Annotated in this window: 13 protein-coding genes; all 13 read right to left on the reverse strand. The window is 70.2% G+C overall.

Annotated elements, in window-relative coordinates; all coding sequences use genetic code 11:
* Positions 1 to 27: 27 nt before the first annotated feature.
* From D7V88_RS31880 to D7V88_RS31940, 13 genes are read right to left on the reverse strand one after another with little or no spacing between them, the layout of a single operon-like run.
* Entirely contained in the window at positions 28 to 1,254 is a 1,227-nt protein-coding gene (locus tag D7V88_RS31880; protein ID WP_120544391.1) for an NAD(P)/FAD-dependent oxidoreductase, read from the reverse strand.
* Entirely contained in the window at positions 1,251 to 3,548 is a 2,298-nt protein-coding gene (locus tag D7V88_RS31885; protein ID WP_120544392.1) for an MMPL family transporter, read from the reverse strand. Before D7V88_RS31885 ends, D7V88_RS31880 begins: the two co-directional genes overlap by 4 nt.
* Positions 3,538 to 4,146, reverse strand: a complete 609-nt coding sequence (locus tag D7V88_RS31890; RefSeq protein ID WP_120544393.1) for a LolA family protein — start codon at positions 4,144 to 4,146, stop codon at positions 3,538 to 3,540. Before D7V88_RS31890 ends, D7V88_RS31885 begins: the two co-directional genes overlap by 11 nt.
* Complete coding sequence (locus D7V88_RS31895) at positions 4,143 to 4,562, reverse strand: acyl-CoA thioesterase (protein WP_120544394.1); 420 nt, start codon at positions 4,560 to 4,562, stop codon at positions 4,143 to 4,145. The genes D7V88_RS31890 and D7V88_RS31895 overlap by 4 nt, the downstream gene beginning before the upstream one ends.
* On the reverse strand, positions 4,552 to 6,111 hold the full coding sequence (locus D7V88_RS31900) for an HAL/PAL/TAL family ammonia-lyase (RefSeq protein WP_120544395.1): 1,560 nt from the start codon (positions 6,109 to 6,111) through the stop codon (positions 4,552 to 4,554). The genes D7V88_RS31895 and D7V88_RS31900 overlap by 11 nt, the downstream gene beginning before the upstream one ends.
* Positions 6,083 to 7,030 carry a lysophospholipid acyltransferase family protein gene (locus D7V88_RS31905; protein ID WP_120544396.1) on the reverse strand — a complete coding sequence of 316 codons (948 nt, stop codon included), beginning with the start codon at positions 7,028 to 7,030 and terminating at the stop codon, positions 6,083 to 6,085. The genes D7V88_RS31900 and D7V88_RS31905 overlap by 29 nt, the downstream gene beginning before the upstream one ends.
* Positions 7,027 to 7,764: a glycosyltransferase family 2 protein gene (locus tag D7V88_RS31910; protein ID WP_120544397.1), complete on the reverse strand. Its 738-nt coding sequence runs from the start codon at positions 7,762 to 7,764 to the stop codon at positions 7,027 to 7,029. Before D7V88_RS31910 ends, D7V88_RS31905 begins: the two co-directional genes overlap by 4 nt.
* The gene (locus D7V88_RS31915; RefSeq protein WP_120544398.1) at positions 7,761 to 9,473 is read right to left on the reverse strand and encodes an ApeI family dehydratase; all 1,713 of its coding nucleotides are present in this window, start codon (positions 9,471 to 9,473) and stop codon (positions 7,761 to 7,763) included. Before D7V88_RS31915 ends, D7V88_RS31910 begins: the two co-directional genes overlap by 4 nt.
* Positions 9,466 to 10,017, reverse strand: a complete 552-nt coding sequence (locus D7V88_RS31920) for a COG4648 family protein (RefSeq protein ID WP_120544399.1) — start codon at positions 10,015 to 10,017, stop codon at positions 9,466 to 9,468. Before D7V88_RS31920 ends, D7V88_RS31915 begins: the two co-directional genes overlap by 8 nt.
* The gene (locus tag D7V88_RS31925; protein ID WP_120544400.1) at positions 10,014 to 10,274 is read right to left on the reverse strand and encodes an acyl carrier protein; all 261 of its coding nucleotides are present in this window, start codon (positions 10,272 to 10,274) and stop codon (positions 10,014 to 10,016) included. Before D7V88_RS31925 ends, D7V88_RS31920 begins: the two co-directional genes overlap by 4 nt.
* Before the next feature lie 33 nt (positions 10,275 to 10,307).
* Positions 10,308 to 10,571: a phosphopantetheine-binding protein gene (locus D7V88_RS31930; RefSeq protein ID WP_120534369.1), complete on the reverse strand. Its 264-nt coding sequence runs from the start codon at positions 10,569 to 10,571 to the stop codon at positions 10,308 to 10,310.
* A complete protein-coding gene (locus D7V88_RS31935) occupies positions 10,558 to 11,337 on the reverse strand; it encodes a lysophospholipid acyltransferase family protein (protein WP_120544401.1) in 780 nt (259 codons plus the stop codon). The genes D7V88_RS31930 and D7V88_RS31935 overlap by 14 nt, the downstream gene beginning before the upstream one ends.
* Entirely contained in the window at positions 11,330 to 12,070 is a 741-nt protein-coding gene (locus D7V88_RS31940; protein ID WP_120544402.1) for a beta-ketoacyl synthase chain length factor, read from the reverse strand. The genes D7V88_RS31935 and D7V88_RS31940 overlap by 8 nt, the downstream gene beginning before the upstream one ends.
* Positions 12,071 to 12,555: the final 485 nt, after the last annotated feature.

Here is a 12,555-nt window from a genome sequence, read left to right on the forward strand (position 1 = left end):
GGCTCGCGACGAGCAGGACGGGGAGGATTAGGCGCACACGGCCTCGAGCACGGTGAGGCGCCGCTTGCTCTCCGCGACGTAGGGGTTGTTCGTGTCCCACGCGTAGCCGGCGAGGATGGCGGAGATCATCCGCCGCACGTCCGGGGACGGGTTCGGGTGGAAGATGACCTGCTGGAAGCCGCCCTCGTACCAGGACTCCACGAAGGTGCGGAAGGTGTCCACGCCCGCCTTGAGCGGCTTCGCGTAGTCCTTCTCCCAGTCCACCGTCTCCCCGGCGTACGCGCGGCGGATGCAGTCGGCCGCGAGGCTCGCGGACTTGAACGCGATGGTGACGCCCGAGGAGAACACCGGGTCGAGGAACTCGCCCGCGTTGCCCAGGAGCGCGAAGCCCGGGCCCCACAGCGACTTCACGTTGGCCGCGTAGCCGGTGAGCTTGCGCGCGGGCGTGTCCCAGACCGCGTCCTTGAGCAGGTCCGACAGCGACGGCGTCTCCTTCACGATGGCCTGGAGCCGCTCGGTGTCCGTGCCCTGGTACTGCTCCAGGTATTCCATCTTCGCGACGACCCCCAGCGAGCAGCGGCCGTCGGAGAAGGGGATGGTCCAGTACCAGACGTGCACGTGTTCGGGGTGCACCGTCACGCGGATCTTGTTGCGGTCGAAGCTGCCCGGCGGCGTGCGGTCCTGGACGTGGGTGAAGATGGCGCCGCGCTTGGGGAAGTTCGACGGCGTCTCCAGGTTCAACAGGCGCGGCAGCACGCGGCCAAAGCCGCTCGCGTCCAGGAGGAAGCGCGCGCGCACGCGGTACGTCTCACCGTCGGGGCCGCGCGCCGTCACCTCCGGCTGTTCACCGCTCGTGTCCACGGAGAGGACCTCGTGGCGGTAGCGCACGATGGCGCCCTGGCGCTCGGCGCCTTTCGCGAGCACGTGGTCGAAGTGGGCGCGCTGCACCTGGAAGGTGGTGCCCCAGCCGGGGGAGAACTTGTCGCGGAAATCGAAGTCCGTGTACTTGTCGCCGCGCACGAAGGCCGCGCCGTTCTTGTACTGGAAGCCCGCCTCCACCACGTCCTGGAGCATGCCGGCCGCTTCGATGTACTCCATGCTCTGCGGCAGCAGGCTCTCGCCGATGGAGAAGCGGGGGAACTGCTCACGCTCCAGCACGAGGACGTCACGGCCCTGCTTGCGAAGGAGGCCCGCCGCGACGGAGCCCGCGGGGCCCGCGCCGATGATGAGGATGTCCGCCGATTCAGTTTTCAATGTGTGGCTTTCCCAGGAGGAAGTCGGAAACAAGGAGTGAGGATCCAGATGGTGACTTCGCCCAACAGCATGGCGAGGCCGAAGGAGCGCAGGGCGGGCGTGGCCGACAGGCCCAGCAAGCCAAAGGACAGGAGCGTGCTCACGCCGGCCAGGGCCACCGCGAGCCACGCGGAGCCGTCGCCGGGGTGCTCCAGGAGGAAGATGCCGTAGTCCACGCCCATGCCCAGCAGCAACACCAGTCCCAGCACGGTGAAGAGCTGCAAGGGCGCCCCCGACCAGCCGAAGAGGGCGAGCGTGATGAGCGTGCCCAGCACGGACGGCAGCCACGCGCGCCACGCCTGTCGCCCGAAGCGGGCCACCAGCGTGAGCAGCACCGCGACATAACCCGCGACGATGAGCCCGCCCATGATGCGCCGGTAGCGCCCGAGCAGCCCGGAGATCTCCGCTGTCTTGTCCACCCAGCGGATGCCCTCCAGGCCGTGCGCGACCGCTTCCAGCTTCGGCAGTTGCTTCGGATCATTGAGGCCGCGAAGCATGAGGACGCTGTACTGCCGCGCGCCCAGCGTCCCCAGCCACTGCTGTCGGATGGCGGAGGCGACGGGCCCGGAGAGGAAGTGCGAAGGCGTGAGCGGCTCTTCAGCGAACGTGGCGCGCGTGGGCGCCTCGCCGGTGGACTCGCTGACGGCGGCCACGGCCTGCGCTTCGGCGCGGGCGCTCAGGGCCGCGTCCTCACGCTGCTGGGCCTGCGAGGGAAGCCAGTCGGACACGGCGCGGTAGCCCGCGAACACCTTCTCCGAGACCAGCGTGTCCAGGTGCTGCTTCAACGTCGCCTCGCGGGCGAGCACCTGTTCGTCGCTGTCTCCCTCCACCAGGAAGAACTGCGCGGGGCTGGGCAGTCCCAGCAGCCGTCCCAGTTCGCGCTGGTCGGCGATGAGGTTCGGGGGGGCGCCCTGCAACTGGCGCAGGTCGTCCTGGGGCTTCAGCTTCCAGAGGCCCACGGCCACGAGCACGGTGAGCACGGCGCCCGTCAGCCACCAGCCCCGCGTGGAGGTGATGCGCGGCCAGCGGGTGATGGAGGCGGAGAATCGTTCGGAGAAGGCGGTGACGGGCAGCGCTCCCCGGTCCAACGAGGGGAACCAGCACACCACGGTGAGGAACGCGGCGGTGAGACCGGCGGCGGAGAACACCGCCATCTGTCTCAGGCCGGGGAAGGGCGCGACGCCCAGCGCCAGGTACGCCACCACGCTGGTGACGAGCGCCAGCGCCATGCCCGGCAACAGCGAGCGCATCACCGGCCCGCGCTCGGAGGGGGCCTTGCCCTGACGCGCGGCGAAGTAGTGGAAGCCGTAGTCCTCCGCCACGCCCACGAGGCTGGAGCCGAACACCAGCGTGAGCAGGTGCACCCGGTCGAAGACGAGCGCGGTGACCGTCAATGCCACGGCGCAGCCCAGCGTGAGCGACACGCCCACGAGCAGGATGGGCCGCAGCGAGCGGAAGGTGAGCCACACCAGCAGGAGCACCGCCGCCAGCGAGCCGAAGCCGATGGTGGACATCTCCCAGCTCGCCTGCGCCGCGGCGGCCTCCGCGTACAGCGGCACGCCCGCGGCCACCAGCCGGGCGCCGGGCACGGTGGCCTCCACCCGGGCACGGGCCTGCTCCACCACGGACGTGACGCGGGAGCCATCGCCCAGCGCGAACGCGGAGACCTTGCTCTTCCAGGTGAGGAGCACCCACTCGCGGCCCTCGCCCGACAGCCACAGCCGACCGTCGCGAGGACGCGCGGAGGTCTCCGCCGCGCGGGCCTGCCACCAGTCCGGCCACAGGCCCAGCGGATCCGCGTTCCAGTCCGTCATGCGGGCGCCCGCGGGCTGGTACAGCTTCATCAGGGCCGTGCCGCCCAGCTCCTCCGGCGTCGCGCGCGTGAGCCACTGGCGCTGCGAAGGCGTGAGCAACCGGTCCCGGTAAGGCCGGTAGAAGTCCACCGCCTGCTCCAGCGCGGAGGTGTCCACCACGGCGGGCTCCAGCACGTCGGAGGCCTGCTCCAGGACGCGCGTGGCCTCGTCCGCGACCTTCTGCGCGGAGGCCCAGTCCTGCGCGCCCACCAGCAGCACCACCTGCCTGCCGGCCTCGTCCGCGAGCTTGCGCGTGGCGGCGTCCACCTCCGGCGCCTGCTCGTCCTCCGGCAGGAGCGCGAGCACGTCGGTGTCCAGCCGGGCCGAGCGCCAGAAGGACACCTGGTGCACGCCCACGGCGAGCACCACCAGGGCCCAGAGGATGGCCAGCTTATTTGCCAAGGCGCTCGGCTTCCGTGGCGTCCGGCGGCGGCGTCTGGGCCAGCTTGTCGAAGAGGATGACGCTGGAGTCTCCGCGCGTCTCGTCCATCTTCACCTGGCGCACGTAGGCATCGCCTTCCAGTTGGATGTGCTTGAAGACGCGCGCGAGCCCCGCGTCCGTGGGCGTCAGCTCCAACCGCCAGCCGGTGGGGCCCACCAGCGCGCCCTCCACCTTGAAGCGCTTCTGCAACGTGGACACGTCGCCCGCGAGCAGCGCGAAGAGCAGCTCGTTCACCGCCGCCAGCGCCGGCTCCTTGGTGGAGTCCAGGTGGTAGGCCGCGCCGCCCTGGCCCTGTTCGGCGCTCAGCGACTTGCGCGTGAGCGTCAGCGTGGAGGCGAACGGCGTGCGCGTGTTCCACAGCACGCCCTGGTCGCGGGCGAGGAGGAAGTCGCCCTTCGACACCAGCGGCTTCTTGAAGCCCGCCACGGTCTTCTTCTGCTCGAACTGGCCGCGCACCAGCGGCGCATCCGCCAGCCGGGCGCGCACGTCCTTCACGAGGTCGCCCGCGTGGGCGCTCACGGACAAGAGCGCGCAGGTGAGCACGAGCAGGGTCTTCATTCCGGCCTCACTCCCAGCTTGTTCCAGAGGACTTCGGGACAGACGAACTGCATCTCCCCCGTCGCCAGGGCCACCGCCACCTGGATGGTGTGGGCCTGGTTCACCTTGCGCCCGGTGGCCGCGTCGCGCAGCACGTAGTCGAAGCGCAGCCGGTTCTCCCATTCGGTGATTTCGGCGCGCACGATGATCTTCTGCTTGTAGGAGATGGGGGACACGTACTTCAGCCGCATGTCCACCACGGGCCAGCCGTAGCCGGACTCGCGCATCTGCGGAAAGTCGTAGTCGTACCGGCGCAACAGCGCGCAGCGCGCCAGCTCCAGGTACTTCACGTAGTGGCCGTGCCAGACGATCTCCATCATGTCGAGGTCGTGGAACGGCGGATCGATTTCGATTTCGCAGCTCAAGTCAGGCTTCATGCAGCCTCCACTCCCGACGGCGCAGGGCGCTCAGCAGGCCTTGGAGTTCGCCATCCAGGGCGCGGTCCTCCACGAGCAGGGGAATGCGTGCTTCCAGATCCGCGTGCATGGCCGCCAGCGCGGGGCCCGGCTTCGCGTCCGCGTCCACGCGCTGCCGCAGGGTGACGCCCTGGCGGGCCGCGATGAGCATGGCCGCCACCACCTGTTCGGTCAGCTCCAGCACCCGCAGGCAGTCGCGCGCGGCGATGGTGCCCATGCTGACCTTGTCCTGGTTGTGGCACTCCGTGGAGCGGGAGAACACGGACGCGGGCATCGTCTGCTTGAGCGCCTCCGCCGTCCACGCGGAGACGCTGATCTGCGCCGCCTTGAGGCCGTGGTTGATGGCGGCCCGTGGGCCCGTGGCCGCGGAGAGGTTGGCGGGCAGTCCGTGGTTGTAGCGGGGGTCCACCAGCAGGGCGAGCTGACGGTCCAGCAGGTCCGCCACGTTGGCCACCGCCGTCTTCAGGCTGTCCATGGCGAAGGCGATGTGGCCGCCGTAGAAGTGGCCGCCGTGCAGCACGCGCTCACCGTCGGGGTCGATGAGCGGGTTGTCGTTGGCGCTGTTCAGCTCGTTCTCGATGAGCGTGCGGAAGAAGGGCAGCGCGTCCTCCAGCACACCGATGACGTGCGGCGCGCACCGAAGCGAATACCTGTCTTGCAGCCGCTGCTCGTTGCGCGAAGGCCGGTCGGTGACGAGGTCCGCGCGCAGCCGGGCCGCCACGCGCTGCTGGCCCGCGTGCGGCTTGGCCGCGAAGAGCGTCTCGTCGTAGTGGTGCGCGTTGCCGGCGCTCGCCAGCACGTTGAACGCGGTCAGCCGCGTGGCCAGCCGGGACAGGTACTCCGCCCGCTCCCACGCCAGGCACGCCAGGGCGGTCATCACGGCGGTGCCGTTCATGATGGCCAGCCCCTCCTTCGGCCGCAGCTTGAGGGGCTTCACGCCCAGCGACTCCAGCACCTGCGCCGCGGGCCTGCGCTCGCCCCGGTACCAGACGTCTCGTTCGCCGCAGAGCACCGCCGCCACGTAGGACAGGGGCGTCAAGTCTCCGCTCGCGCCCACCGAACCCTCGGCGGGAATCATGGGCAGCACGTCGTGCTTCAGCAGCAGCTCCAACTGGGTGAGCAGTCCTTCGCCCACGCCGGAGAAGCCCTGGCACAGCGAGGCGAGCCGCGTGGCCAGCACCGCGCGCGTCTCCTCGGGCGTGAGGAACCGGCCCGCGCCGATGCCGTGGTACGTGTAGAGGTGGTGCGGCAATTCCGCGACGAGCGCGGGCGGGATGGACACCGTCACGGAGTCGCCGTAGCCGGTGGTGACGCCGTAGATGACGCCATCCTCCGCCAGCAGCCGGTCCAGGAACGCGGCGCCCTTCGCGATGCGCTGGCGGAAGGCGGGCGCGGTGCCCAGCTCGGCCGGGCGTTCGCGCCGCGCCAGCGCCCCCACGTCCTCGAGGGTCAGCCGGCCGCCGTCGAAGCGCACCGGGAGGTCAGAAGGTAGGGGGCTTCGCGGAGACATTCACCTGATCCCAGAAGGGAAAGAAGTTGAACCAGTCGTAGGGCGCGCGCTTGAGGAGCGCCGTGACCTGGCCTGCGTACTGCTGCGCGCAGTCCGTGAGCGCGGCCTCGCGCCTGCCTCGGGGCAGGACGATGCGCTCGGAGAGGCGTTCGAAGTGGATGGTGTAGCCGTCGCCCTCATGGATGCAGCCCAGCAGGTAGAGCGGACACTTGAGCAGCGCCGCCAGCACGTAGGGCCCCACGGGAAAGGGCGCGGGGTGTCCCAGGAAGTCGACGCGCACGGTCTGGCTTGCATTCACTGGAATGCGATCGCCCGCGATGACCACGAACTCGCCCGCCTCCACGCGCTCGTTCAGCGCGACGGCGGTGGCCGGGCCCATGTCCGTCACTTCCATCAGGCGGAAGTCGTTCTCCGGGTTGAGGCGCTTGAGCAGGCGGTTGAACTGCTCCGCGTGCAACGTGTGCACCAGGATGTTGAGCTTCACCTCGCCACGTCGCTCCGCCATGGTGCGGCACAACTCCAGACAGCCCATGTGCGCGGTGACGATGATGCCGCCCCTGCCTGCCTTCGCCGCTTGATAGAACTCCTCGCGGCCCTCGGTGCGCACTTGCTCGAAGCGGTAGCGCCCGCTGACCGCGAGCAGCTTGTCCAGCATCGTCTCCGCGAACGTCAGCGTGTGGCGCACGCTGTCGCGCCAGTGTGGCTTGTGGCCCAGCGCGCCCGTCGCGGCCTCCACCCGCTCCAGGTACTGGAGCGAGGAGTGGCGCAGGAGCGGCCGGCTCAACCAGTGCACCAGCACCACCGGGTACAGACAGAGGCGGAACGGCCAGCGGCCCAGCAGCTTGTGGATCCAGTACAGGAGCCAGATGCCAGCGACGAAGGTCGTCTCTCCCATCTCCGCCCAGTGGCGGGATTTCATTTCGCCACCTTGCGCCACAGCAGCATGGGCAGGCGCGGCAGCATCCCGAAGAAGAGCCGGGCGTGCATGCCGGAGATGCGCACGTTGTCCCAGAGCACGTCGAAGTGGGAGATGCCGTCGGTGGGGTAGCGCACGTGGGTGGGCTGATTGAGGATGCGCATGCCGCGCCAGAACAGGCGCACCAGCACCTCCACGTCGAAGTCCATCCGCTTGCCAATCCGCACCGAATCGATGAGCGCCACGGTGGGCGCCAGCGGATAGACGCGGAAGCCGCACATCGAATCGCGGATGGCGAACGACAGCGTGTTGATCCACACCCAGATGTGCGTGGCGTAGCGCCCGTACAGCCGGCCCTTGGGCACGGACTCGTCGTAGATGGGCGTGCCGCACACCAGCGTGTCGGGGCTCTCCTGCGCTAGCGCGAGGAAGCGGGGGATGTCGCGGGCGTCGTGCTGTCCGTCCGCGTCGATCTGCAACGCGTGGCTGTAGCCGCGAGCCTGGGCCGCGCGCAGGCCCGCCATCATCGCGCCGCCCTTGCCCTCGTTCTGGGGCAGGCGGACCACCTCCACGCCGGTGCTGTCCTCGCGCGCCAGTCCGTCCAGCACCGCCGCGCAGCCGGGCTCGCTGCCGTCATCCACCAGCACGCAGGGCAGGCCATGAGAGCGCACCGCGTGCACCACCGCGCCCACGGCCTCGCCGTGGTTGTAGACCGGAATCACCGCGCAGACCTTCATCCCACCCCTCCACCCAGCACGATGCGTCCGCTGGCGTGCGCGCCCGCGGCCGACGTCAACTTGAACCCCAGCCGCCCGGACTCCGCCGCCCAGGTGAGCTCCAGCGTCAACTGCGTGCCGGGCGGAATCACCTGCTGGAACTTCAGCGTCTCCATCCGCAGGAAATCCGGCGGCAGCGCGAAGTGCTCGCGGCCCAGGAGCAGCGCCCACTCCACCTGGGCGACGCCGGGCAGGATGGGCGTGCCGGGGAAGTGCCCGTCGAAGTAGGGCGAGCCCTCCTGCACCTCCACCGACAGCAGCACGCGCTCCGGTGCACGCTCCAGCACCTGGAACGGGGGCCGCCTCGGGTCGAAGAGGGCGGCGAGCGCCGCTTCCGTGGATTTGCCCTGCGAGTTGACCGGCATGGCCTCCAGATATCGGAACCGGCGCGGCAAGGCACTGGACTCGAAATGCGGGGCCAGTTTCTCGCGCAGGGCCTGGTTCAGGGAGCGTCTGCCCCCCGCCTCCTGGAGCCTCCAGCCCGCCGCCTCCGGCACTGCCACCACCGCCAGCGTCACCCGGTGGCCGTCCGCCAGCGGCAACACCCGCGCCTCCCGGACGAGCCCGCCCTCCACCAGCGCCCGCTCCATGGCGCTCAGCGACACGCGCTTCTCCTCCAGCTTGAGCAGCCGGTCCCTGCGCCCCAGCAACTCGAAGCCCCCGGGCACCGCCCGCGCCCGGTCCTCCGTCGTGAACCACGCGCCTTCGGGCAGGTCCAGGTGGGGCGAGCGGACCGTCAGGACCTCGTCATCGGAACTGGAGCCCGCGCGCACCTCCACGCCGGGCATCACCCGCCACGACGCGGCCTCCTCGGTGTCCCGCCTGCGCCACGCGACGCCCCCGGTCTCCGAACTGCCGTAGACCTCTACCGGCGCCCGGCCCAGCAGCTCCCGGCACGCCTGGAGCGCTTCGGGGCTGAGCGGCCCGCCCGACGAGAACAGCCCGCGCAGGTGACCGCGCACGGAGGCCCAGTCCAATGACGCCGGCAGCCGCTTCAGGTGCGCGGGGCTCGCCACCAGCAGCGCGGGCCCTGGGCGCAGCGCGGCCACGATGTCCTCCGGGTAGGGCAGCCCGTGCGCGTCGAACAGCCGGCCCGCCGCCAGCGGCCACAGCACCCGGAACAGCAGGCCGTAGATGTGCTGGTGCGACACGGTGGCGAGCACGGGCGCGTCGCCGGCTTCTTCGTCGAACAGCGCCCCCAGCGTCACCACCTCGCTGGAGAGCTGCGACAGGCGCTTGGGAATGGCGGTGGGCTGCCCGTTGGAGCCCGACGTGTAGACGACCAGCGCGGCGAGGTCCGGCGACAGGGGCCGGAACGTGGCCTCCGCTTCCGGGATGGGCGTCAGCGCTGTCTGGTCCGCGGGAGCCCTGCCCGCGAAGCCGTCCACGTGGGAGCGCAGTGCGTCCAGCGTGGCGGGCCGCGCGTCGGCGGGCAGGTAGATGCACACGCCCGCGTGCCACGCGCCCAGGAGCGCGGCGGCGAACTCGAAGGTGTCCTCGTGGAAGAGCGCGCACCGCTGGCCCCCGTGCGCCGCGAAGGCCGCATGCCAGCCGGCAGCCCTCGTCCGGAACGCGGCGAAGTCCAGCACCTGTCCCTCGCGGCGGGCCACGGGGTGCCCGGCGGGACGGCCGTGGACGAGGAGGTGCTCGAGCGCGAGCGGCTCATCCATGGGCGTGCCGTGCGCGCACCCGCTGCCGCACCACCCATTCGCCGGCGAAGAGCAGGCCCATGAGGCCGTAGGCGATGAGGCCGTTGTAGAGCGCCCAGGTGGCGTCGCTCGCCCAGAGCGCGGTGGTGAGCGCGAGGCCGCCGTTGAGCACGAAGAAGCCGCACCACACCTGCGTCACCTTGCGCGTGTACGCGACGCCGGATGGGGGCAGGTCCTTCTCCCGCAGGCGCGCCAGCCGTTCGATGACGCTGGGCGGATAGGCGAGGCTGGTGGCGAAGACGGTGAGGAGCACGCTGTTGACCAGCACCGGGTAGAGCTTCAGGGGCAGCGCGTGGTTGCCCAACATGCTGGACGCCGCGAGCACCAGCGCTCCCACGGCCGCCGCCAGCCACATCTTCTCCCGGGTGGCCACCGCGCGCACCACCGCCATGCCCGCCAGGGGGAGCGCCATCCAGCGGGGCTCGAAGTGGCCCAGGCCCAGATAGACGAGCGGCGGATACGCGAGGCTCAAGAGCCCCAACAACACCGGACGCAGGCGTTTCACGCCGCGGCGGAGTCGCTGCCGAGCAGCCCGTGCAGCGCGTCCACCACGTCCTGCAGCGTGCGCACGGAGCGGAAGACCTCCGGCGGAACGCGCTGGCCCGCGACGGGCTTCAGGCGCACCAGCAGGTCGATGGCGTCGATGCTGTCGATGTCCAGGTCGTCGTGCAGCCGCGCCTCCGGGACGATGCGCGACGGTTCGATGTCGAAGGTTTCCTGGAGGATGGCGCTCAGGCGCTCGAACAATTCGTGCTTGGTCATGGGGTGTGGCTCCGCGCTTTGGTTTTTAGAGGATCAGGACTTGGTGCGGTGGGTGCTGACGAAGTCCGCGAGCGCCCGCACGCTGGCGAAGTGACGGCGGTTCTCCTTGGAGTCGCTCGCCAGCACGACGCCATAGGACTTCTGCAGTGCCAGCCCCAGCTCCAGGGCGTCGATGGAGTCCAGCCCCAGGCCTTCGACAAACAACGGCGCGGCCGGATCGATGTCGTCCGGTTTGAGGTCCTCGAGGTTCAGCGTCTCGATGACCAGACGCTTGATTTCGTGCTCAAGCTCCAGCATGGCCCTGGTTCTCCCGGGAGAAGTAGTCGTGAAGGCGTGTGGTGAGGTGGCGCGCGGCCTTCGCAGCGTCGCCCGCATCCGCGTCCTTGGAGGAGACGGGGATGTCGTCCTCCACGCGGATGATGAAGTGCATGGGTTTCGGCGGCACCTTCCACCAGGGCGTGCCCTTGGTGAGGCCCAGCGGCGCGACGCGGATGGTGACCGGCGTGATGTCGCAGGGACCGCGCACCGCGATGTTGGCGGCGCCGCGCTGCAACTGCATGGGCCCGTGCACGGGCGTGCGCGTGCCCTCCGGGAAGATGATGAGGTTGTTGCCGGCCTTCACGGACGCGATGCAGTCCTGGATGAGCCCGGGCCCGGAGTCGTTGCACAGGTAGCGCGTCGCCCGGATGGGCCCGCGCATGAACGGGTTGTTCGCCAGGCTCGCCTTCACCACGCAGTCCGCGTTGGGCACGAGCGAGATGAGGAACACCACGTCGATGAGCGTCGGGTGGTTGGCCAGGATGAGCAGCCCGGGGCGGGACAGCTTCTCCACCCCCTCCAGCTCGTAGCGCAGCACGCCCAGGAAGCGCATGTAGCCGACGAAGAAGCGGAACGCGTGGTGCACCGCCAGCCGCGCCAGCCGCGTCTGCCGCGCGGGCTCGCGCACGATGAGCTGGAGCAGCGGGAAGTAGAGCAGGCGCAGCGCCAGCCCGCCCAGCCCGAACGTGGCGAAGGACAGGCCGGTGGCGAAGATGCGCCAGAGCCGGTCGAGCTTCTCAACCATGGCGTTCCCACCGCCAGCGCCGTGCGCCCACCGGGTGCTCCCACCGCCGCGCCCCGGAGACCAGGAAGCGCAGCGCGCGCAGGTCCACCGGCAGTTCGTCCTGCTCCTGTGCATCCGCGTCCGCGTCCGGGGCGGAGGCGTGGCAGTCCAGGCGGATGGCGTTCGCGCCGGTATCGGCCGCAAGCACGCAGGCCCAGGCGTGCGGGAATCCCACGGACTCGGAGAAGTGCTGCCAGGGCTCCGGCAGGGGCTCGTCGTAGTGGACGACCATCACCCGGGGAACGCCGTCGGCCAGCAGGCCGCACGCCTCCGTGAAGGCGGCCTCCACCGTCTCCTCGCCCGCGGCGATGGCGCCATACGAAGCCGTGTCCCCCCGAGCGATGGAGTAGAGCGCGCCGATGGCGTTGTGCACCGACAGGCTGAACGACGTGGGCGACAGCGGCTCCGAGCGCGCCAGTTGTGTTAGCAGCTCCAACGAACGGCCCAGGTCTCCGTAACGCGATGCGAAGAGCACCGGCGCCTCAGGGGCGTCCACGTGGGCCTGATAGGTGGCCTGCAGGGCGATGCGGCCCAGCCGGTCCACGCGGCGGCGCATCATCGCGGGCATCTCCGCGAGCGCGGGCGTGCCTTCGGCCGGCAGAGGGTGGGGCTTCGCGAGCCAGGTTTCCCAAGCATCAGGGGCAACGAGGCCGGGGGCCCATGCGGCCCAGCGCTGAACGGTGAATCCCATCATCTTGTCGACGGAGAGGCCCCAAGCGCTCCCAAAGGCAACCTTTACCAAAGCATCAACAGGGAGACAATTGGCGCCAGCCGTCGAGCCAGCAGGGAAGCGGGCGGCCGCCTCGTCCCGTGCCCGAGGTCCCTCGCAAGGGGCTGCATTTGCTGGAGGAACACGCACTCGAGCCTCGGCTTTCAGCGACACGCGGGTTTGTCCAGGGAGATGACGCGTCCACGGCTCCCCGCAGGTCGGAAGGACCCCCACGGCGGAGACGCAATGGCCCGTGGCGACAGGTTCCGGGCGTGGGCTGACGACGTCGCGAAGGTCCTCCGTATTCACCGGACGCGCACGGCCATCCCGACACCCCGTTGGAAGGAGCTAAGGTTTTTTCCGTTTTTGCTACCAATCCAGGTTCATGGACGGAAGGGCGCTCCAGGCATGCGACGCACGACGAGGTGGAAGCGGGCGGTGGTGGTCCAGGCGGTGTGGCTGTTGGGGGG

Origin of the sequence: Corallococcus terminator (genome assembly GCF_003611635.1) — a bacterium.
In the GTDB taxonomy this organism is placed as follows: Bacteria; Myxococcota; Myxococcia; order Myxococcales; family Myxococcaceae; genus Corallococcus; species Corallococcus terminator.